The organism is Streptomyces sp. NBC_00986 (assembly GCF_045162565.1).
Classification (GTDB): domain Bacteria; phylum Actinomycetota; class Actinomycetes; order Streptomycetales; family Streptomycetaceae; genus Streptomyces.
Map to the genome: position 1 here is coordinate 3957631 of NZ_CP108733.1, position 22008 is coordinate 3979638.

General features: G+C 68.8%; 16 protein-coding genes. 11 read left to right on the forward strand and 5 right to left on the reverse strand.

Going from position 1 to position 22008, the window contains the following annotated elements:
- Positions 1-83 precede the first annotated feature (83 nt).
- The 9 genes from OG504_RS16955 (at position 84) to OG504_RS16995 (ending at position 14080) form a co-directional block, all read left to right on the forward strand.
- Positions 84-4046: a nitrate- and nitrite sensing domain-containing protein gene (locus OG504_RS16955; RefSeq protein ID WP_405990580.1), complete on the forward strand. Its 3963-nt coding sequence runs from the start codon at positions 84-86 to the stop codon at positions 4044-4046.
- A 9-nt stretch (positions 4047-4055) separates the two neighbouring features.
- Positions 4056-4469: a roadblock/LC7 domain-containing protein gene (locus OG504_RS16960; RefSeq protein WP_005479910.1), complete on the forward strand. Its 414-nt coding sequence runs from the start codon at positions 4056-4058 to the stop codon at positions 4467-4469.
- A 111-nt stretch (positions 4470-4580) separates the two neighbouring features.
- Complete coding sequence (locus OG504_RS16965) at positions 4581-4979, forward strand: DUF742 domain-containing protein (protein ID WP_019058642.1); 399 nt, start codon at positions 4581-4583, stop codon at positions 4977-4979.
- A complete protein-coding gene (locus OG504_RS16970; protein ID WP_006375318.1) occupies positions 4960-5535 on the forward strand; it encodes an ATP/GTP-binding protein in 576 nt (191 codons plus the stop codon). Before OG504_RS16965 ends, OG504_RS16970 begins: the two co-directional genes overlap by 20 nt.
- 401 nt (positions 5536-5936) lie before the next feature.
- On the forward strand, positions 5937-9227 hold the full coding sequence (locus tag OG504_RS16975) for a nitrate- and nitrite sensing domain-containing protein (protein ID WP_405990581.1): 3291 nt from the start codon (positions 5937-5939) through the stop codon (positions 9225-9227).
- A gap of 10 nt (positions 9228-9237) precedes the next feature.
- Entirely contained in the window at positions 9238-9651 is a 414-nt protein-coding gene (locus tag OG504_RS16980; RefSeq protein ID WP_019058640.1) for a roadblock/LC7 domain-containing protein, read from the forward strand.
- A 94-nt stretch (positions 9652-9745) separates the two neighbouring features.
- Positions 9746-10318 (forward strand): DUF742 domain-containing protein, encoded by a 573-nt coding sequence (locus OG504_RS16985; RefSeq protein WP_327401073.1) that lies wholly within the window; start codon positions 9746-9748, stop codon positions 10316-10318.
- A complete protein-coding gene (locus OG504_RS16990) occupies positions 10299-10880 on the forward strand; it encodes an ATP/GTP-binding protein (protein WP_009314218.1) in 582 nt (193 codons plus the stop codon). The genes OG504_RS16985 and OG504_RS16990 overlap by 20 nt, the downstream gene beginning before the upstream one ends.
- A gap of 71 nt (positions 10881-10951) precedes the next feature.
- Positions 10952-14080, forward strand: a complete 3129-nt coding sequence (locus tag OG504_RS16995) for an NACHT domain-containing protein (protein WP_405990582.1) — start codon at positions 10952-10954, stop codon at positions 14078-14080.
- A gap of 66 nt (positions 14081-14146) precedes the next feature.
- On the opposite strand, the gene OG504_RS17000 is transcribed toward OG504_RS16995, so the two are convergent.
- Both OG504_RS17000 and OG504_RS17005 read right to left on the reverse strand, forming a co-directional pair.
- Positions 14147-14338 (reverse strand): acyl-CoA carboxylase subunit epsilon, encoded by a 192-nt coding sequence (locus OG504_RS17000; RefSeq protein WP_078652542.1) that lies wholly within the window; start codon positions 14336-14338, stop codon positions 14147-14149.
- 56 nt (positions 14339-14394) lie between these two features.
- On the reverse strand, positions 14395-15978 hold the full coding sequence (locus OG504_RS17005) for an acyl-CoA carboxylase subunit beta (protein WP_405990583.1): 1584 nt from the start codon (positions 15976-15978) through the stop codon (positions 14395-14397).
- A 423-nt stretch (positions 15979-16401) separates the two neighbouring features.
- Here OG504_RS17005 and OG504_RS17010 point away from each other — a divergent pair, with 423 nt between their 5' ends.
- Entirely contained in the window at positions 16402-17010 is a 609-nt protein-coding gene (locus tag OG504_RS17010) for a YceI family protein (protein WP_366434104.1), read from the forward strand.
- Here the strand turns inward: OG504_RS17010 and OG504_RS17015 are convergent.
- Complete coding sequence (locus OG504_RS17015) at positions 16997-18067, reverse strand: DNA glycosylase AlkZ-like family protein (RefSeq protein ID WP_405990584.1); 1071 nt, start codon at positions 18065-18067, stop codon at positions 16997-16999. The two genes, OG504_RS17010 and OG504_RS17015, sit on opposite strands and share 14 nt — an antisense overlap.
- Before the next feature lie 136 nt (positions 18068-18203).
- A complete protein-coding gene (locus OG504_RS17020) occupies positions 18204-19046 on the reverse strand; it encodes a DUF6461 domain-containing protein (RefSeq protein ID WP_405990585.1) in 843 nt (280 codons plus the stop codon).
- 183 nt (positions 19047-19229) lie between these two features.
- Here OG504_RS17020 and OG504_RS17025 point away from each other — a divergent pair, with 183 nt between their 5' ends.
- A complete protein-coding gene (locus OG504_RS17025; protein ID WP_405990586.1) occupies positions 19230-21536 on the forward strand; it encodes a tetratricopeptide repeat protein in 2307 nt (768 codons plus the stop codon).
- Here the strand turns inward: OG504_RS17025 and OG504_RS17030 are convergent.
- The gene (locus OG504_RS17030) at positions 21527-21952 is read right to left on the reverse strand and encodes an ATP-binding protein (RefSeq protein ID WP_405990587.1); all 426 of its coding nucleotides are present in this window, start codon (positions 21950-21952) and stop codon (positions 21527-21529) included. The genes OG504_RS17025 and OG504_RS17030 overlap by 10 nt on opposite strands.
- Between the last annotated feature and the right edge of the window lie 56 nt (positions 21953-22008).

Genomic DNA, 22008 nt, shown 5'->3' on the forward strand with positions numbered 1-22008 from the left:
GCGCGTTCAGGGCGCTCCCTAAGACGCCGACACCGTCCTTCCGTTCGCGCGGAGGGGCGCCTGGTCCAGAGGTTGCGACGCTAGTGCAGGGACGTTTCAAGAGGGATGGCAGTGCTTCGGCGGAGCCGGAGCCGCATGGCGGGGCTGGCCCCAAGACCGGCAGCTCCTCGCCCCAGCACGCCCAGAACCCGGGCCCGGCACCGTCAGGCGACGGTGGAGGCCCCGGGCGCCCCGGTGTGTCCGCAGCCCCGACCCCCACGCCCCCGGTGAAGCCGCCGTCGGGCGCGCCGGGACCCGGATCGCGCGTCGCTCTGCGTAACTGGCGCATCTCCACGCGCCTGGTCTCGCTGCTCGCGCTCCCGGTGGTCGCGGCCACCTCGCTGGGCGCCCTGCGCATCAGCGACTCCATGACCGACATCCAGCAGCTCGACAACATGAAGCTGCTGACGGACATGACCAAGCAGGCCACCGAGCTGGCCACCGCGCTCCAGGAGGAGCGCGACCAGTCGGCCGGTCCCCTGTCGCACGGTGGCAAGGCCACCGACTACGAGGTCAAGGGCTACGAGGAGAAGACCGACCGCGCCCGCGACAACTTCATCAACGCCTCGGAAGAGGTGGACAGCGCCAGCAAGAGCGGCCAGCTCCAGGGCGTCCGGGAGAGCCTGGTCGGTCTCGCGACCGAGCTGGACAACCTCGACAAGATCCGCAAGACGGCGTACCAGTCGAAGGGCAACTCGACGCAGACGGTCGACGCCTATCACCGGCTGATCAGCCAGCTGCTGGACCTCTCGCAGGACATGGCCGAGGCGACCAGCAACCCGGAGATGATCCAGCGCACCCGCGCCCTGGCGGCCTTCTCCGCCGCCAAGGAGTTCTCGTCCGTGCAGCGCGCCGTGATCGCGGCGGCCCTGCCGAACAACAACACGACGCAGGGCGATCTCTCCGCCAACGACCGGCTCTACGCCGACTCCGCTCTGGAGAGCGAGAAGTCGGAACTGAGCATCTTCCGCAACATCTACGGCAACCAGGGCGCCGAGGAACTCATCGCGCCCATCGAGGACGGCAACCCGACCATCGAGTCGGCCGACACCTACGCCCAGCGCGTCCTCGACAACGCCAACGGTCTGGCCTCGCTGGACAAGCGGTCCTACAAGGACTGGGTGGACGACAGCTCGACCAAGATCGAGCAGATGAAGAAGATCGAGCACACACTGCTCGAGGACATGGAGCAGAAGGCCCGCGAGCTGCGCTCCGCCTCCGAGCGCGAGGCGATCATCTCCGGTGCGCTGATCCTGCTCGTGCTCGGCGTCTCCCTCGTCGGCGCCTTCGTCATCGCCCGGTCCATGATCCGCTCGCTGCGCCGCCTCCAGGAGACCGCCAACAAGGTCGCCCAGGACCGGCTGCCCGAGCTGGTCAAGCAGCTCTCCGAGTCCGACCCGCAGGACGTCGACACGTCCGTGGAGTCGGTCGGTGTGCACTCCCGGGACGAGATCGGCCAGGTGGCCGCGGCCTTCGACGACGTGCACCGCGAGGCCGTCCGCCTCGCCGCCGAGCAGGCCCTCCTGCGGGGCAACGTCAACGCGATGTTCACCAACCTCTCGCGCCGCTCCCAGGGCCTCATCCAGCGTCAGCTCTCGCTCATCTCCGAGCTGGAGTCCCGCGAGGCCGACCCGGACCAGCTGTCCTCGCTCTTCAAGCTCGACCACCTCGCGACCCGCATGCGCCGTAACGGTGAGAACCTCCTGGTCCTCGCCGGTGAAGAGCCCGGCCGCCGCTGGACCCGCCCGGTCCCGCTGGTCGACGTGCTCCGCGCCGCCGCGTCCGAGGTGGAGCAGTACGAGCGCATCGAGCTCTCCTCCGTGCCGACCACCGAAGTGGCCGGCCGTGTGGTCAACGACCTCGTGCACCTCCTCGCCGAGCTGCTCGAGAACGCGACCTCCTTCTCCTCGCCGCAGACCAAGGTCAAGGTCACCGGTCACGCGCTGCCCGACGGCCGCGTCCTGATCGAGATCCACGACACCGGTATCGGCCTCTCCCCCGAGGACCTCGCGGCGATCAACGAGCGGCTCGCCTCGCCGCCCACCGTGGACGTCTCGGTCTCCCGCCGCATGGGTCTGTTCGTGGTCGGCCGCCTCTCGCAGCGCCACGGCATCCGCATCCAGCTCCGTCCCTCCGACTCCGGTGGTACGACCGCGCTGGTCATGCTCCCCGTGGACGTCGCCCAGGGCGGCAAGAAGCCCGCTCCGGGCAAGCCCGGTCAGGCCGCCGTCGGTTCCGCCGCGGCAGCCGCCGCGGCCGGTGCCGGTGCGGCCCGCCGGGGCAACGGCCAGGGCGGCTCCGCGCTCGGCGCGGGTGCGCCCGCCGGCAACGGTGGACTTCTCGGTGCCGGGGCCGCTCCGCGCGGCCAGGTCGGTGCCGGTCAGGGCCCGCGGGCCGCGCTGCCCGGTACGGGCGGTGGACGTCCGGGTGGACCCGGCGGTCCCGGTGGTCCGGGCGGTGCGCGTGGGCCTCAGGGTCCCTCGGCGCCGCAGGGCCGTCCGGCCACGGGTTCCGGTGCCGGTCTCTTCGGTCAGGCCCCGGGTGCCCCGCAGGGCATGCAGGCGGCCGGTACGGGTACGCCCCAGGGCTTCGGCGACGGTCGCCAGGACGCCTTCGGCGGACCCCCGCCGCAGAGCAACCCGGTGCCCCCGCAGCGCACGAGCAACGACGAGCCCGAGCCGCCCCGCGGTGGTGGTCGGCGTCGAGGCCGCCAGCCGCAGCTCCCGCCGCGCGGTGGCGCCCGGGCCGAGCTGCCCGGCGGCAACAACAGCCAGCGCCCCAGCTGGAGCGACGAGAACGCGCAGCCCCCGCTGGGCCGCGGCAACCTCGACGCCCCGCGCGGGCACGACGAGCGGGACGCCGAGCAGACCTCCCGGATGCCGCGCATCGACGACCGTCAGGGCCCCGCGGCCACGACGGAGATGCCGGCGATACCGCGCCTCGACGCCCAGGACAGCGGCCAGTTCCCGCGCCCCAACGGGCAGCAGAACACGGGCCAGTTCCCGCGTCCCGGCGCCAACGGGTCGCAGAACACCGGCCAGTTCCCCCGGCAGGGTGCCAACGGACCTCAGGACTCAGGGCAGTTCGCCCGTCCCGGTGCGAACGGATCGCAGGGCGGCGGGCAGCTCCCGCGTCCCGGTGCGGGCGGACCGCAGGACACCGGCTCGTTCCCGCGGCCGGAGTTCGACACCCCGCGTCCCGGCGCCAACTCGCCTCAGAACGGCGGCCAGTTCGTCCGCTCGGACGTCTTCGGCGCCCCGAACAGCCCGACCAACAACCCGTCGAACCCGGCCAACACGGGACAGTTCGCTGTCCCGCAGTCGTACGACCCCAGCTCCACGGGCCAGTTCGCGACACCCGGCTTTGACAACGGCTCCACCGGTCAGCACAATCTGCCGAACCGTCAGAACCCCGCGAACACCGGGCAGTTCGAGCGGCCGCAGGTCAACGGGAACCGCAACGGCGCCGACCTCGGCACCGGGCGGCCGCCCGCCCCGCAGCGTCCCACCCGCCAGGAGCCCGAGGCGTTGCCGCCTGCCACGGGTCCCGGTGACGGCAGGACGCCGCTGTACGACACGCTGGAGACCAACTGGTTCCACGGTCAGCAGGCGGAACAGCAGCAGAGCCAGAGCAGCAACGGCTCCGCTCCCGCCCCGCAGCCGCAGGCACCGTCGGCTCCGGCGACACCCCCTCAACGTCCCACGGGCGGTACGTGGCGCAGCTCGCCGAACGACGATCTCGTTCGGCAGGCAGAGCGTGTACGGCAACCGGCCGCGGGCGGCGTCACCACCTCCGGCCTGCCGCGCCGGGTGCCCAGGGCGAACCTCGTCCCGGGTACGGCTCAGCAGCAACAGCACCAAACGGGTCCGCAGGTCTCCCGTGCGCCTGACGACGTACGCGGCCGGCTGACCAATCTCCGTCGGGGCATCGCACAGGGTCGACAGGCCGGTACGGGTACCGGCCAGACCGGCAGCTTCCCCAGCCCCACTCACCAGCAGGAGCGTTAGTTGAGCCAGATGAGCCAGGCGGCACAGAACCTCAACTGGTTGATAACCAACTTCGTGGACAACACCCCGGGTGTGTCCCACACCGTCGTCGTGTCTGCCGACGGACTCCTTCTGGCCATGTCGGAAGGGTTCCCGCGCGACCGCGCCGACCAGCTCGCGGCCGTGGCCTCCGGGCTCACCTCGCTGACGGCCGGGGCATCCCGGATCTTCGAGGGCGGCGACGTGGCACAGACGGTCGTGGAGATGGAGCGGGGATTCCTCTTCCTCATGTCCGTCTCGGACGGCTCGTCCCTGGCAGTGCTCGCGCACCCCGAGTGCGACATCGGTCTCGTCGGCTACGAGATGGCACTGCTCGTCGATCGTGCGGGGGCGGTCCTCACACCGGACCTGCGCGCCGAACTCCAGGGCAGTCTGCTTCACTGACCGGCCCCGGCACCACCCGTCTCACCAAATCACCGTCCGGCCGCCACAATCCCCCCACCGGCCCTGTCAGACGGCTAGCCCGACCGACTTGCTGTCCCGCCCGGAGGATTCATGACCCCGCCCACCGCCTCTCACGACCCGTACGCCGAGCCGTACGGGGACGAGGGCGACCAGCCGCTGGTCCGTCCGTATGCGATGACCGGCGGCCGGACCCGGCCGCGCTACCAGCTCGCCATAGAGGCGCTGATCAGCACCACGGCCGACCCGGCAGCGCTGATGGGACTGCTCCCTGAGCACCAGCGCATCTGCCACCTGTGCCGCGAGGTCAAGTCGGTCGCGGAGGTGTCGGCACTCCTCGCCATGCCCCTCGGTGTGGCCAGGATCCTCGTCGCGGACCTCGCCGAGGCCGGACTGGTGGCCATCCACCAGCCGGGCGGCGACGAGAACAACGGCGGCGCACCGGACGTGACGCTGCTCGAAAGGGTGCTCAGTGGACTTCGCAAGCTCTGACGGAGGGCGGGCGACCACCTCCGCGAAGATCGTGGTGGCGGGTGGCTTCGGCGTCGGCAAGACCACGTTCGTGGGTGCCGTCTCGGAGATCAACCCGCTGCGCACGGAGGCCGTCATGACGTCCGCGTCCGCGGGCATCGACGACCTCACCCACACCGGGGACAAGACCACCACCACGGTGGCCATGGACTTCGGACGCATCACCCTGGACCAGGACCTGATCCTGTACCTCTTCGGTACGCCGGGCCAGGACCGCTTCTGGTTCATGTGGGACGACCTGGTGCGGGGCGCGATCGGCGCCGTCGTCCTGGTCGACACCCGCCGTCTCGCCGACTGCTTCCCCGCGGTCGACTACTTCGAGAACAGCGGTCTGCCCTTCGTCATCGCCCTCAACGGCTTCGACGGGCACCAGCCGTACAACCCGGAGGAGGTGCGCGAGGCGCTGCAGATCGGTCCGGACGCGCCGATCATCACGACGGACGCCCGGCACCGCTCGGACGCGAAGAGTGCGCTGATCACGCTGGTCGAGCACGCGCTCATGGCCCGGCTGCGGTAGCACGCGGCGGGCCTCTGAATGCAGTGCTCAAGTCGGCAGCGCCATACGGCAGTTGTCGTAGACACCCCGGAGCCGGCTGTGGCCTTTGACACGGTCGGCCCCGGTGTTCATAACGTTTCGGCAGAGGAATCGGGTGGTACCGCAACGCGTCGCGGTCATCCGGTGCCACTGCGCTAACAAAGCCCCGTCTTTTGGCGGGGCTCGCTCTTTATGACCGTTTTATCTGGGGCTTACATCACTCGGAATCCGCGGTTCCGACTGTTTGGAATCGCGCATGCTGACGTGCTGGAATGCCTGAACTGCCCAATAGTCAACGACGTACTGATAAGCAGAGGTCGTTGACGGGCTTGAGACACTGCGGCACGACGATAGGTGCCGACCGCCGGAAGGTTGTTGGTCGAGTGAGGCGAAGCAAGAACGGTCCCGAGCCGTCGGCCCGGGGCAACTTCACCCCGCCGCCGCGCGGAGCGGCGCCCGCCCCTGTGCCAGGCTCGGAGCCCACGGCGCCGCTCGCTCCGAGCGGCGGCCGTTTCTCCCCCCGCAACTGGCGGGTGCCGACCAGGCTGAACGCGATTCTGCTCATACCCGTGGTGGTCGGCCTCGTCATGGGCGGCTTCCAGGTGAAGAGCTCGATCGACACCTGGCAGAACGCCGAGGACGCGGAGAAGACCGCCCGCCTGGTGCAGGCGGCCCTGACCTACAGCAACGCGATCACCAACGAGCGTGACTCCACCGCCGCACCGCTGCTGCTGGGCAAGGGCGTGAAGGACCCGACGGTCGTCGCCGCCCGCAAGGCCACGGACGACGCCGCGGACACCTTCGACAAGGCCGCGCAGAACATGCCGGACCAGTCGGGCCTGGAGCGCCGGCTCAGCCGCTTCCGCAAGGTCGAGCCGCAGCTGACGTCCATCCGGGCCGCCGCGTACACCACCAAGTTCACGGGTGTGCAGACCGAAGAGGCCTACGTGAACCTGGAGCACCCGCTCCTTGAGTTCTCGAACGAACTGGGCCTCGGCACCGGCAACATCACCAGCTACGGCCGCTCGGTCTACGCCATCGCACTCGCCAAGGGCGCGCTCTCCCTGGAGCGTTCCATCGGCATGCACCTGCTGGTGAAGCCGGGCCCCGGCGAGGGCAGCCTGGCCACCCAGCGCACCGCGATCACCTCGTACGCGTACCTGGAGGGCATCGCCATCCAGGAGTACCAGGCCGGTGGTACCGACGCGGACATCGCGCGGTTGAACACGGCGCTGGCGAAGGTCAAGACCGACGGCGCGGCCATGGTCAAGCAGGCCGCCGCGCAGGCGAAGGCCGCCAACGAGACGTATGTGCCGCCGCCGGCGAACCCGATCGACATGATCACGGCGATGTCGCAGCTGCAGACCACCGACCCCTCGGCGCGGGCCGCGCTCGCCGAGAAGGGCATCACCGCGCAGAACTGGTGGGCCGGCACCACCCTCAAGTACAACGCGTACCGCAAGATCGAAGAGGACAAGGCCGACACCGCGGTGAGCGAGGCGTCCGGCATCGCCGACAACGCCAAGCGCGACGCCATCATCACCGGTGCCGCCGTCGTCGTCGCCCTGCTCCTCGCCTTCATCCTGGCCGGTGCCGTCGCCCGCCAGATGAGCCGCGCGATGCGCCAGCTGCGCAACGCGGCCTTCGGCATCGCCGAGCAGCGCCTCCCGATGCTGGTCGACCAGCTCTCGCGCACCGACCCCGGACGCGTGGACACCCGGATCTCCCCGATCCCGATCACCACGACCGATGAGATCGGCGAAGTCGCCCGAGCCTTCGACCAGGTCCACCGCGAAGCCGTACGACTGGCCGCCGAGCAGGCGCTCCTGCGGGGCAACATCAACGCGATCTTCACCAACCTGTCGCGCCGCAACCAGTCGTTGATCGAGGGCCAGTTGACCCTGATCACCGACCTGGAGAACAACGAGGCCGACCCGGACCAGCTGGAGAACCTCTTCCGCCTGGACCACCTCGCGACCCGTATGCGCCGCAACGGCGAGAACCTCCTGGTCCTCGCCGGCGAGGAGCCCGGCCGCCGCTGGGACCAGCCGGTCCCGCTGGTCGACGTGCTGCGCGCCGCCTCCTCCGAGGTGGAGCAGTACGAGCGCATCGAGCTGTCGGGCGTCCCGGAGGCCGAGATCCACGGCCGCGCCGTGACCGACCTCGTGCACCTGCTCGCCGAGCTGCTGGAGAACGCGACGACGTTCTCCTCCCCGCAGACCAAGGTCCGCGTCACGGCCACCCGTCTCCCCGACGGCCGGGTCATGATCGAGATCCACGACAAGGGCATCGGCCTCACCGCCGAGGACTTCGCGGACATCAACCACAAGCTGGCCAACCCGCCGACCGTGGACGTCGCGATCTCCCAGCGCATGGGCCTGTTCGTGGTCGGCCGCCTCTCCGACCGGCACGGCATCCGTGTCCAGCTCCGCCCCTCCGGCGAGCAGGCCGGCACGACCTCGCTGGTCATGCTGCCGGACGCGATCACGCACGGTGGCGGTGGCGAATCGCAGCTCCAGCGCGACGAGTTCACCGTCTCGCAGATCATGCCGGAGCAGCCGCAGCAGCAGTTCCAGGGCGAGGACTTCAACCACGCCCCGCTGCGTACGGCCGCCGAGCTGGGCTTCGACGACACCCGCTACTCCGAGGTGCCGGACGACATCCGCGAGCTGGACCCGGTGGGCCGCTCGCTGATGCGCGAGGAGCGCCGCGCGGCCCTGGAGTCCCAGAAGCCGGGCCAGGAGCTCGAAGCGGGCGACTACCCGGAGTTCAACGAGTTCGACGCCCCGCAGCAGCAGCCGTACGGCAACGGCCAGCAGGGCTACCAGGACCAGCCGACCGGCTTCACCGGCCAGCCGGCGTACGAGGAGCAGCAGCAGACGTCGTACGACGAGCCGCGCCAGCCCTCGTACGACGAGCAGTACTTCCCGCCGAACGGCACGGCACCGCAGACCGACGCCTTCCCCGACTCCTTCCCGGCGAACGGCGGTTACCCGGAGCCCGGGTACGCCGAGCCGGCGCAGGAGGAGCACGCATCACAGCACCCCACGGGGTCGGAGACGTATCCGGGCTTCGAAGAGCCGTCCTACCAGGACGACTGGCCGCAGCAGGACGGTTACCGCAACGGGTACCCGGACCAGTACGCTCCGGAAGCGGAGTCCACACAGGCCGCTGACGTGAGTGAGCGGGACCACGTAGGCTTCGAGCGTCCGGGACCGGCCCCCTCCGCCGTCCACGCGCTGACCGACGCCGGACTGCCGCGCCGCGGTTCGGCCGCGAACGGTACGAGTACGAACGGTTCGCAGCCCGCGCAGCCGTCCGCCTCCGCGCCGGAGAGCAAGGTCGATGTGTTCGGCACGGCGAACGGCGGCACCGGCACCGTGGACTGGCGCTCGGCGAACGACGAGCGCTGGCAGCAGGCGTCGGCGCTGAAGAAGCCGAAGGCGGGCGGGGTCACCTCCTCCGGCCTGCCGCGGCGGGTACCCAAGGCCAACCTGGTCGAGGGCACCGCCGAGAGCACCCCTCAGGGCGGCCCTCAGGTCTCCCGCGCTCCCGAGGACATCCGGGGCAGGCTCAGCAACCTGCGCCGCGGGGTCCAGCGGGGACGCAGCGAAGGCAGCGAAACGAACGGTCAGGGCTTCGGCTCTGACAGCACCTACAACCAGGAGCGTTAGTGTGAGCCCGATGAGCCAGGCGGCGCAGAACCTGAACTGGTTGATCACCAACTTCGTGGACAACACCCCTGGGGTGTCCCACACGGTGGTGGTCTCCGCCGACGGACTCCTTCTGGCGATGTCCGACGGCTTCCCGCGTGACCGTGCCGACCAGTTGGCGGCCGTCGCGTCGGGCCTGACGTCGCTGACCGCGGGCGCCTCCCGCATCTTCGAGGGCGGCGCCGTGAACCAGACGGTTGTGGAGATGGAGCGGGGATTCCTCTTCCTCATGTCCGTATCCGATGGTTCCTCGCTCGCGGTTCTCGCGCACCCCGAGGCGGACATCGGCCTCATTGGGTACGAGATGGCCCTTCTGGTGGACCGTGCGGGCACGGTCCTGACCCCGGACCTTCGAGCAGAGCTCCAGGGGAGCCTTCTCAACTAACAGACGGACGGTGCGTTTTGGCGTCCTGAGGCCATAAGGTTTCGGGACGCGGCTCCACATTGATGGGTGCCCGGCACAGTCGGAGGAGGAGAAAGTGGCAACACCCCCAGGCGGTTCGTCTTCGGGCAACTGGTCGTACGGCCCCGGCCAGGGGCAGGGCGACGGTTCCCAGAACCGGTACAACTTCCCCTCCTCGCCGTCCCCGCGCCGCCCGCAGTACCCGCAGGGCCCCGGCCCGTCGCCGTACGACCAGCCTCCGGCGCCGCGCATCCAGCCTGTGCAGCCCCATCGACGCTCCCCCGAGTCGGCCCCCGCCGGGTCGACGAGCAATCCCCTGGTGCGTCCGTACGCCATGACCGGCGGCCGGACGCGCCCCCGCTACCAGCTCGCCATCGAGGCGCTGGTGCACACCACCGCGCAGCCGCACCAGATGCAGGGCCAGTTGCCCGAGCATCAGCGGATCTGCAACCTCTGCCGGGAGATCAAGTCGGTGGCCGAGATCTCGGCCCTCCTGACGATCCCTCTCGGTGTGGCCAGGATCCTCGTCGCCGACTTGGCGGAGGCGGGCCTGGTCGCCATCCATCAACCCGGCGGCGACGAGAACGCCGGCGGCCAGCCAGATGTGACACTGCTCGAAAGGGTGCTCAGTGGACTTCGCAAGCTCTAGCGGAGGGCCTTCCCGCTCCACCACCTCGGCGAAGATCGTGGTGGCGGGTGGCTTCGGCGTGGGCAAGACCACGTTCGTCGGGGCCGTCTCGGAGATCAACCCGCTGCGTACCGAGGCTGTGATGACGTCCGCGTCCGCGGGCATCGACGACCTCACCCACACCGGAGACAAGACGACCACGACGGTCGCGATGGACTTCGGCCGTATCACCCTGGACCAGGACCTGATCCTGTACCTCTTCGGTACGCCCGGTCAGGACCGCTTCTGGTTCATGTGGGACGACCTGGTGCGCGGCGCGATCGGCGCGATCGTGCTCGTGGACACCCGCCGTCTCGCCGACTGCTTCCCCGCGGTCGACTACTTCGAGAACTCGGGTCTCCCCTTCGTCATCGCCCTCAACGGCTTCGACGGCCAGCAGCCGTACAACCCGGACGAGGTCCGCGAGGCCCTGCAGATCGGCCCGGACACCCCGATCATCACGACGGACGCCCGCCACCGCGCGGACGCCAAGTCGGCTCTGATCACGCTGGTGGAGCACGCGCTGATGGCGCGCCTCCGGTAGTACGCGGCATTACCACGCCAAGGGGCCAACTCCGGCTGGAGTAGGCCCCTTTGTCGTACCCCCCTGCCACAATGAACGCTCTTCGGTTCGGCGAGGGGGACGGGATGAGCGCGGAGGCGGCTGCACTACGCCTGGGGACGACCGTGGTGAAAGCGGCGGCGCAGACGTGGCTGGGCGGCAAGCGGCAGGAGCAGGAACGCCGGCTCCCGATGGACGATCTCGTACGGCGACGGCTGCCGGGCCTGCGCCAACAGCGCAGCGTCCAGCGCCAGTTCGAGGAGATGGCCGACACGGTGGCCGCGCGGATCGAGCCTTTCCTGGCCCAGGAGTTCCGCGACCTGGACGAGAGCGGCCGCGAGGCAGCGCTCAACGGGGTGTGCGACACGTTCGAGCGCGCCGACCTGTCCGACGAGGCGATCCTGGCGGCGGATGCCCAACCGGCCGAACTGATCCGCCAGATCACGGCATCGGTGAGCCCACCGATAGGCCTGAACGAACCTGAGACACGCCTCTACGACCTCCTCTTCAGCGAGTGCTGCGAGTACTACGTCAGCATCGTGCGGACCCTCCCGGTCTTCGAGGAGCGCACCCTGGCCGAACTCCTCGCCCGCACCAGCTCGTTGAGCGACCGGGTCGCCCGCGTCCTCGAACGCCTCCCGGACCGCTCCCTGTTCGCCCCGGACGGCACCGACCAGGACCAGGAATTCCGCCGCTGGTACATGGAGCTGGTCAGCAACACCCTCGACGAGGTGGAACTGTTCCGCCGCACGTCCGACCGCGCCGCCGCACAGGTACGGCTGTCGGTGGCCTACGTCAGCCTGCGCGCCACGGGTGACGACGGAACCCGCCGCCGCTCCGTCCGCGCACTACCGCTCAGGCCGGACCTGAGCGGCTGGGAGGAGTCCGGGACGGAGAGTTCCGGGATGCGGGTGGAGTCGGCGCTCGGCGGGGCGTCCAGGGTGCTCCTGCGCGGCGAGGCGGGCTCCGGCAAGACCACGCTGCTGCGCTGGCTCGCGATCACGGCGGCCCGGGGCGCCTTCACCGCGGAACTGGCCGACTGGAACGGCCTGACGCCGGTCTTCGTCAAGCTCCGTGAGTACAGCGGCCGTTCGCTCCCCAAGAAGCCCGAGGAACTGCTGGACGGTGTCGCCGGGAACATCACCGGGATCATGCCCAGGGGCTGGGTGGAACGCCAACTCCGGGACAACAAGGTCCTGTTGCTGGTCGACGGAGTGGACGAACTCCTCGGCTCGGAACGCCGATCGGTACGGGACTGGCTTCGCAAGCTGCTTGGGACCTACGGCGGCATACGGGTCGTCGTGACCTCCCGCCCGACCGCCGCCGGGGCGGACTGGCTGCGCCGGGAGGACTTCACCGCGCTGCACCTGGACCGGATGACACCGCCTGACCTGGCCGCGTTCGTACGGCAGTGGCACGAGGCGGTGCGGGAACTGGGCGACGAACTTCCATGCGGCGTGGACGAGTTGCCGCGCTACGAACAATCCCTGCTCAACAGCCTCAAGGACCGCGCGCATCTCCAGTCCCTGGCGGGCACCCCGCTGCTCGCGGCCATGCTCTGCGCGATGCACCTGAACCGGGGCAGCCAACTCCCCCGCGACCGCATGGAGTTGTACCGCAACGCGCTCCACACCCTGGTCCACGACCGCGACGCCGACCGGAACGTGCCGAGTGCCCTGGACAGCAAGCTCAGCCTCGGCGACAAGCTGGTCGTACTTCGGGACCTGGCCTGGCGCCTCTCGGACAACAACCGCAGCGAGATCGCCTTGGACCAGGCCGCCGTCCATGTCGCCGCCAAGCTAACGGCGATGCGGCACCTGGAGGTACAGGACGGCCACGGAGTCCTGGAACAGTTGCGGGACCGCTCCGGGATCCTCCGCTCCCCCGTCGAGGGCCGCCTCGACTTCGTCCACCGGACCTTCCAGGAGTACCTGGCCGCGGAGGAGGCCACGGAGGAGGACCGGATCGGGAACCTGGTCGGGCGGGCCCACCTGGACCTGTGGCGCGAGACGATCATCATGGCTGCGGGGCATGCGAACTCCCGTCAGCGGCAAGAGTTGTTGGACGGGATCCTGGATCGGGCGGAGGCGGAACCCCGGTATGCGCGGGGGCTGCGGTTGCTCGCGGCTTCTTGTCAGGAGACGTTGCCGATGGTCCCGGACGGGCTGGCGGGGCGGTTAGACGAGGCTATGTCGGCGCTGCTTCCGGCTCGGCGCCCTACGGATCCACCGGCTCTAGCGGCTGTTGGGACGAGCTTGCTGCGGCGGTTGCCGCGTTCGCTGGGCGAGTTGACGGAGAAGTCTGCGTGGCAGACCGTACGGACCGTGGCGATGATCGGCGGGGAGGAAGCGCTGGCGTTGATGGTGAGGTATGCCGAGGACCGGCGCGACCTCGTCATCGACGCAATCATCGAGGCCTGGGCGTACTTCGACGCGGACGTCTACGCCGAGCAGGTATTGGCCGGGCTGCCGTTGGAGGGACACGATGTGCTCCTCAGGCACTCCCAGCAGTGGCGCGCAGCGACTCGGTTGAGGTCCATCACGACGGTGTCGATCGTTTACCCGCTCCCGACACTCGCTGCCATGGACCAGCTCTCACCCTTGAAGGGGCTGTACGTCGACAACCTCCGCGGCCCCGGAGACCTTTCAGTGCTGACGGCTCACCCACAGTTGGAGTGGTTCTCGGTCTTTGGACGAGGAGAACTCCACGGATTCGAATCCGTGGAGAGCTTTGGGAACCTCTTCTACTTGGCGTTCGACCTCCGAGATACGGCCGACCTTGGCAGTCTGCGTCTTGGGCCGAAGACGGCCGCAATGAGCCTCTACGAGCTGAGCGAGACCAGCGAGCTGACCGCTTTGGGGAATTTCCCCGATGTCATCAATCTTCATCTGTCGACTGCGCGCACATGTACGCCGCGCGGCCTGAGCAGTGTCTCCGCCATGCCCGGGCTCCGCGACCTCAGCCTCAGCGACATGGACTTGCCGGAGTGGCTGACAGCTTGTGAACCCCTTCCGGCCGAGCTGAGGGAGCTCACGCTGCATGACTGCGTCGTGCCCGAAGACTCCAACGCCTACCGCGACCTCAGTTCCCTCGACTCGCTGGTCATCACGTCCTGCCGATCTCCCGACGGCGCCCCCATCACAGCCCTCGACCTCCCGGTCAAGAACCTCACCATCACCTGACCCGCAAACGCCAACGGCCCCACCCTCCCGAAGAAGAGTGGGGCCGCCGTGAACGCGCTAAAAGCCTCAGTGCCAGCTGTGCGGGGCGCGGAATCCACCCTCGCGCTCCAGCCGACGCCAGCCGGCCTTGGGCAGCGGACGGTGAGCCGGGGCTTCCGCAGGCGCAGCCGCAGCACGGGCCAGGAGGATGGCCGTGATGGCGGCGACTTCCTCGGGCTCGGCGTGGCCCTTCTCGACACGAATGTCAGGGGTGCTCATAGGTTCAGTCTCCGTGGCTGAGGTTTCCGCACGGGTAGCGCGGAGGGTCCGCTGGGTTACTGCGGGGGGTTGCCGTGCTTGCGCGAGGGCAGGTCCGCGTGCTTGGTGTGCAGCATCGCGAGCGACCTGATGAGTACTTCGCGGGTCTCGGCGGGGTCGATGACGTCGTCGACGAGTCCGCGCTCAGCCGCGTAATACGGGTGCATCAGCTCGGACTTGTACTCCTTGACCATGCGCGTCCGCATCGCCTCGGGGTCCTCGGCGTCGGCGATCTGGCGGCGGAAGATGACGTTGGCGGCACCCTCGGCGCCCATCACGGCGATCTCGTTGGTGGGCCAGGCGTAGGTGAGGTCGGCGCCGATGGACTGGCTGTCCATGACGATGTAGGCACCTCCGTACGCCTTGCGCAGGATGAGCGAAATCCTCGGCACGGTGGCGTTGCAGTACGCGTAGAGCAGCTTCGCTCCGTGCCTGATGATTCCGCCGTGCTCCTGGTCGACGCCGGGAAGGAATCCCGGAACGTCCAGGAACGTAACGATCGGAATGTTAAAAGCGTCACACATCTGGACAAAGCGCGCAGCTTTTTCGCTGGCCTCGATGTCCAGGACGCCCGCGAGGGTCTGCGGCTGGTTGGCGACGATGCCGACGACCTGGCCGTCGAGGCGGGCCAGCGCGCAGATGATGTTGCGGGCCCAGCGCTCGTGGACTTCGAGGTAGTCGCCGTCGTCGACGATCTCCTCGATGACCTTGGTCATGTCGTACGGCCGGTTGCCGTCGGCCGGGACCAGGTCCAGCAGGATCTCCGAGCGGCGCTCGGCCTCGTCGCTCGACTCGGCGCGGGGCGGGTTCTCACGGTTGTTCTGCGGGAGCATCGACAGGAGGTAGCGCACCTCGGCGAGGCAGGTCTCCTCGTCGTCGTACGCGAAGTGGCAGACGCCGGAGGTCTCGGCGTGCACGTCGGCGCCGCCGAGGCCGTTCTGCGTGATCTCCTCGCCGGTGACCGCCTTGACGACGTCCGGACCGGTGATGAACATCTGCGAGGTCTCGCGGACCATGAACACGAAGTCCGTCAGGGCGGGCGAGTACGCCGCGCCACCCGCGCACGGGCCGAGCATCACACTGATCTGCGGGATGACACCGGACGCCTTGGTGTTGCGCTGGAAGATGCCGCCGTAACCGGCGAGCGCGGAGACGCCCTCCTGGATACGGGCGCCGGCGCCGTCGTTGAGGGAGACCAGCGGGGCACCGGCCGCGATGGCCATGTCCATGATCTTGTGGATCTTCGTGGCGTGGGCCTCGCCCAGCGCGCCGCCGAAGATGCGGAAGTCGTGCGCGTAGACGAAGACCGTGCGGCCCTCGACCGTGCCCCAGCCGGTGACGACACCGTCGGTGTACGGCTTCTTCGCCTCAAGCCCGAAGCCGACGGCGCGATGCCGGCGCAGTTGCTCGACCTCGCGGAAGGACCCGGGGTCGAGGAGCAGGTCGATGCGCTCCCGGCCGGTCAGCTTCCCCTTGGCGTGCTGCGCCTCGGTCGCCTTCTCGCTCGGGCCGGCCAGTGCCCGCGCACGGATCTCGTGCAGCTCGGCCACTCGCCCGCGCGCGTCCGTCGGCTCACCCGGCGCCTCATCCAAAACGGTCATGTACTGACCCTACGAAGGGGACCAAGGAAAGGGCGCCGTCGACTCTGCACAGTCTCCGGACCGTTTTCCTGGTGCCACTGAACAGAACCTCACCGGCATGCAGCCGTTCCGACTGCTCACGAGGCATGGTGGTTGTAGGGGTTACACAAACCCGACAGCTGAGAGCCACCTCACATTCACGTGCGGCGGATGCCATCCCCAGGGTGACTCCCGAGTGACTCCCGGAGCGATTCCCGGGGTGGTTCTCGCGTTGCCGGGACCGCCGGAAGAGCGTACTCGTAGTAGTTGACGTAACACCCTGCGGATGATGTTGAAAATTGAATGGAATAGGTCTACGGTCCTTCGTGTTGGCATCGTTGAACGTTCAACAGATTCATCCCCGCATCACCCCCGCACCACTCCCGTCCCCTTTAGGAGCACGTCATGGGCATCTTCGGCCGCAAGAGCGACGAGACCGACACCACCTCGGCCCCCGCCGCCGTCAACCCCGACCTGGCCGCGCTGACCGGCGACTACACCATCGACCCGGCGCACACCACGCTCGGCTTCACCGCCCGCCACGCGATGGTCACCAACGTCAAGGGCAAGTTCCTCGACTTCACCGGCACGCTGCACCTGGACGGCAGTGACCCGGCCAAGTCCACCGCGTCCCTCGACGTCAAGATGGACAGCATCGACACCGGCTCGCCGGACCGTGACGGTCACCTGAAGAGCGCGGACTTCTTCAAGACGGACGAGTTCCCCACGATGACCTTCCGCTCCACCTCCGCCGAGTCCCTCGGTGGCGACGACTACCGCGTCACCGGTGACCTGGAGATCCTCGGCACCACCAAGCCGATCACCATCGACCTGGAGTTCAACGGCGCGGCCAAGGACCCGTTCGGCAACGAGCGTGTCGGCTTCGAGGGCAAGGCCGAGATCCTGCGCTCCGAGTTCGGCCTTACCTGGAACGCGGCGCTGGAGACCGGTGGCGTCCTCGTCTCCGAGAAGATCAAGCTGAACTTCGACATCTCGGCGATCAAGAGCGCCTGAGGCCCAGCCACACCGCCAGATCCTCGATCTCGGCGTCCACGGCATCGGCGATGCTCCTGCTGAACTCCACGTCCTGATGGACGGCGTTCACCAGGAGCACGCCGGCCTTGCGGTCGGCGGTGGCGTCGAGCTTCCCGACGAGCCGGTCACCGTAAAGAATCGGCAGTGCGAAGTAACCCCAGCGGCGTTTCTCGGCCGGCTTGTACATCTCCAACTGGTAGTCGTAGCCGAAGAGTTCGGCGGTGCGCTTCCGGTCGTGAATCAGCCGGTCGAAGGGTGAGAGCAGCGCCGCGCGGCCGGTGAACTCCCCTTTCAGGTACGTCGGATCGACGCGCCACTCCCCCTTCACCCCTTCTACGACGGCCGGTTCGCCGGCCTCGCCGACGACGGCGGGTTCGACCGGGAGGGCGGTGCCGGTGGCGCGGGCGATACCGAGGGCGCGCAACCGACGTTCGTTGCGGAGCCGGCGCGCTTCATCGACCGGCACGGCGGGCTCGTCCGGGTAGACACGAGCCGCCAGGTCCCAGAGCCGCTCCCGCCCCGCGCGCCCCGCGACAGCGACTTCTCCTCTGAGCACCATCAGCTCCAGCAGCTGACTGACGTTACGGTTGTGCGTCCACCCCGACGACTTCCACGGCACCGCGCACGTGTCGGGCAACTCCCTTGAGGTGAGCGGCCTTTGACCGCCGAGCCGCTCCAGAATGTCCCGCCTGCACACGTCGTTGGCGGCGACCCACTCGCGGTAGTGCGTCGACTCCCTTTCCCATACGGCCATGTCGGCGCGGTACAGCGCCAGGTCCTCGCTCGGGCGGATCATCGCGCGGAGTTCGAGGAGGGTGCGGTCCTTGAGCGCGGTGGCCAGCTCGTCCGGTGCGTACGACGAACCGAGGCGGCTCCAAGCGACCAGGTCGGCGTTGGGGGCGATCGCGGCGATCGGGTCGATCTGGAGCAGGGTCAACTGGCGTACGACGGCGTGAAGTTCGGTGGGGCGGGGGGCGTCGAGGAGTTGGGCCTGGACGGCGATGCGGCGGGCTTGGGGGCGGGTCAGTTCATGCATGGGGGGCTCCCACTCGGCGGGTTGGTTCGGCGAGGGACGCGGTGAAGCTCGTACACACGGCGATGCGGAGCGGCGATCCACGTGCGGGCAAGGGCAGTTGAGGTGCGTCCAGGGCCGTCCCCATCGCGTTGGTCCGTTACCGCTCCGTCTCGCCCTCCAGGTTCTTCAGGACCCCGCTGGTGTGGAGCCCGCCGAGGGCGATGCCTCCGGTGAGGGGGCGTGTCCGGCGCTCCCACCACTGAGGGTCGGTGGCCCGTTCGTACTCCTTGCGCAGGCCGGCCGGGATCAGGCGCAGGTGTGGGTCGGGTAGGGGTTTCTCGTTGGCCGCAGCCCACGCGGAGATCTCTTCGAAGTCGGGGGCCGGTGAGCCCATGATCGCGTACACGGGAAGCCGGGCTTCCGCGAGTGCGGAGCGGGGCAGGGAGAGGCCGAAGCGTTCCTCGAAGACGGCCAGACCGAGACGCTCGCGGTCGTCGAAGTCATCGATGTCGGGATCGCGGTAGGTCCGTCTGTCCGGATCCAGGATCCCGGCGGCCACGAGGTCGGGCAGGAGCAGATCGGGTTCGTCCCCGTAGCGGTTGTTCTCCTCGCAGAGCCCGAATCCGCAGACGGTGCGGCCGTCGCGTGCGTACAGGACGATCGTGGGCGGGTGCTCCGAGTTGTAGTGGTAGTGGACGGCTTCCACGCCGTCCCGCGATACCTCCCCCAGCCGGTCGAGGTAAGGACCGTAGGTGATGGCGAACGCCCAGCCGGCGTCTTCGCCGACGCGGATCACGGCGCTGCCCAGCCCGCGCTCGGGGTAGGCGTCGACGTCGAGATAAGCCACCTCGACGTCGGTCATCGGTTCCGCCCTCGCCCCGAGCGCCGCCCCCATCCGACGCGCCAGTTCCTCGACGCCGATGCCGCGGGCGAAGTGCACGTCCAGCATCCACCCGGAGCTCGACGTAGCACCCACCAGCCACTGAATGCCGTCCCCCACGTGTCGCCCCTTTCCGCAACGAACAGACGCCCTGCCTGTGCCTCTCGACCCTAGGACGCCCCACTGACATCCCGGGCACTATGGGTACGGCAGTGGGTGGTGCTGCGTGGGGACGAGCGGTGGGCGGAGCGAGTGGGCGACGGGGATTACTTCGACTTTCGGGGCGGTACGTTCCACGGGCCCGTGACGGGTAAGTCGGAGTCCCCGCGTGCGGCGCCCTCCCCCACGGCACTGTCCGCGCTGCCTGCCGCGCCCGCCGTCTTCACTGGTCGTGAGGACGAGGTGGCCGAGTTGTTGGGTGCCCTCGATCCGGGGGTCGGTGGTGGCTCCGAGTCCGTTGTCATCTCCGCGGTCTCGGGGTTGGGCGGTGTTGGAAAGACCGCGCTGGCGTTGTGTGTTGCGCATGAAGCGCGGGGGCGGGGGTGGTTTTCCGGGGGCGCGTTGTTCGTCGATCTGCGGGGGTACGACGACGTTCCGGTGACTGCGGATCAGGCGGTGCTGGCGTTGTTGCGGGCGTTGGGGGTGGGGGATACGGATCTGCCGCCTACGGCTGATGAGCAGTACGCGCGGTATCGGGGCGAGTTGAGCTCGCGTGAGCCTGTGCTGATCGTTCTGGACAACGCCTCTGACCCGGCTCAGATCGTTCCGCTGCTGCCGGGAGAAGGAGGCGGGCACCGGGTTCTGGTGACTTCCCGCGAGGTCCAGGACTCGCTTCCGGTACGGCAGTTCAGGGTTGACGGGCTGTCGCCGGACGCGTCGCGGGACTTGATCGAACGGTCGCTACGGCTGTCCGACCCCGGGGATCGTCGGGTTGCGGATGAGCCGGAGGCTGTACGGCAACTCGCCGAGCTGTGTGGGCACTTACCGCTCGCCCTGCTGATCGTCTCCGCGTTGCTACGGCGGCGTCGGCAGCGGCCGGTTTCCACCCTGGTCGGCGAGTTGCGCACCGCCGAGGATCGGGTGCGGGCCTTGCGGGCGAAGGGGGTTGATCAGTACGGCAAGGAACTGAGTCTGCGGCCCGTGTTCGACGTGATGTATGCGCGGATGGAGCCTGAACTCGCCCGGGTTTTCCGGCTGTTGGGGCAGGCGCCGGGCTCTGACATCGGACTTGGCCCAGCGACCAGCCTGACCGTCTTACCGCCAGAGAAGCTGCGGCCGCTCCTCGACGACCTGGCCGCCGCTTCTCTCGTCACGCCTTCTCCTGGCGGTGGGCGTTGGCAGATGCACGATCTCGTGCGTCTCTACGCTCAGGCCGTAGCCGCCGGGACACCGGAGCTCGAAGAAGAGGCGAAGTCCGCCCGCCGCAGCCTGCTCTTCTACTACGCCCAAGGCGCCTGGGCAGCCAAGTTCACCATCAGGGGCGAGCGTGACGACGAGGTGCCCGACTTGTTCGACGGCAGTCTCGTACGGGCCCTGTCCTGGTGCGATTCCGAGCGGACCGGGCTGGTGACCGCAGCGCTTTGGACGGAGTCCGACGATCCCGTTCAGACGCGATGCGCCCTGGGGCTGGCCATCGGCCTGGAGAGCTATCTGAACCATCACCGTGCGTACAGCGAGTGGGCGACTGTGGCGCGTGCCGCGTGCGTCGCGGCCCACAGACTTGAAGACCCGGAAGATGAGGCAGAGGCATGGGACTCCCTGGGCCGAGCTCTCTACGGCCTACGGCGGTTCGAAGAAGCCCTTGACTCCTACGGTCACGCGGTACGCATCTACGCCGAACTCGGCGACAAGGACGGCCAGGCCCAGTCCTGGAACAACCTCGGAATCGCCCTGCGCGAACTGAGGCGGTCCGAGGAAGCCGTCGACGCCTATACCCACAGCCTGAATCTCTTCATCGAACTGGACAATCACCATGCCGCCGCCGCCGCTCTGAGCAACATCGGCACGCTCCTGGCAGATCGAGGCCAGCTCGGTGAGGCACACGCATGCCTCACAGAAGCGCTCGAAATCCATTGCAAGGTCGGCGATCTACAGGGTGAGGCAGGAACCTGGTGCAATCTGGGGGTCGTTCTGCTCCACCTCGACCGCGCCGAAGAAGCCCATAGCCACCTCACCCATGCCCTCGGGCTCTGCGCCGAACTCGGCAACTGGCACGGCAGGGCTCAGGCATGGAACAACCTGGGTAGGGTCCTGCTCAGCCTCGGACGCCTGAACGAGGCCATCGCCGCCCATACCCGAGCTCGTGACTGGTATGCCGCTCTCGACGACAGCCACTCCGAGGCGCTGGCATCGCTCAATCTGGCGTGCACTCTGCTCGATCTGGACCGTAACGAGGAAGGCCTGGAAGCCGCCCGCCGCGCGCGTGACCTCTATGAAGCGTGCGATGACTGGTTCGGAGTCGGAGACGCTCTCACCAACATCGGCGCGGCCCATTCGGCTCAGTTGCTCCTTCGGGAGGCCGCGGATGCCTGGATCAGGGCTGCCCACGCGTACGACCGGTCCGGGGCCGCGGAAGAAGCGGCCAGCGCACGCCGTCGTGTTCAGGCATAGTGCCCCTCCACCGCGAACTCGCACCACACCACTTTCCCCGGCGCCCGTTCCCCCACCCCCCACTTGTCCGCGAGCACGGAGACCAGCATCAGGCCGCGGCCGTCCTCCGCGTGGAGATCCCGGTACGGGGTCCTGACCTTGCGGAGTTCGCCGGTGCCGCTGTCGTGGACCTCGACGCGGAGGACTCCGTCGAGGTGGATGCACAGGCGCAGGGCGAGGCCCCGGCCGGGTGGTACGCCGTGCAGGACCGCGTTGGTCGCCAACTCGCTTACGCAGAGCAGGACATCGTCGGTGCGGTCGGTGATCTCCCAGTCCGCGAGGGTGTTCCGGGTGAACTCGCGGGCCAGGGCTGCTGATCTGCGGTCGCGTCGGTAGAACGCCTCGCGGGTGTGGCCTTGTTGGAGTTGTTCGTTCATGGGGCCACTGTCACAGGCAGTCACTATCGTGGGTCAGTGAGTGAGGTCGTATTGGT

Bases quoted from the DNA above. Each gene is read 5' to 3' on its own strand.
- OG504_RS16960 (WP_005479910.1), top strand. From the start codon at position 4,056: ATGAGCCAGGCGGCACAGAACCTCAACTGGTTGATAACCAACTTCGTG.
- OG504_RS16965 (WP_019058642.1), top strand. From the start codon at position 4,581: ATGACCCCGCCCACCGCCTCTCACGACCCGTACGCCGAGCCGTACGGG.
- OG504_RS16980 (WP_019058640.1), top strand. From the start codon at position 9,238: ATGAGCCAGGCGGCGCAGAACCTGAACTGGTTGATCACCAACTTCGTG.
- OG504_RS16995 (WP_405990582.1), top strand. From the start codon at position 10,952: ATGAACGCTCTTCGGTTCGGCGAGGGGGACGGGATGAGCGCGGAGGCG.
- OG504_RS17000 (WP_078652542.1), bottom strand. From the start codon at position 14,338: ATGAGCACCCCTGACATTCGTGTCGAGAAGGGCCACGCCGAGCCCGAG.
- OG504_RS17005 (WP_405990583.1), bottom strand. From the start codon at position 15,978: ATGACCGTTTTGGATGAGGCGCCGGGTGAGCCGACGGACGCGCGCGGG.
- OG504_RS17010 (WP_366434104.1), top strand. From the start codon at position 16,402: ATGGGCATCTTCGGCCGCAAGAGCGACGAGACCGACACCACCTCGGCC.
- OG504_RS17015 (WP_405990584.1), bottom strand. From the start codon at position 18,067: ATGCATGAACTGACCCGCCCCCAAGCCCGCCGCATCGCCGTCCAGGCC.
- OG504_RS17030 (WP_405990587.1), bottom strand. From the start codon at position 21,952: ATGAACGAACAACTCCAACAAGGCCACACCCGCGAGGCGTTCTACCGA.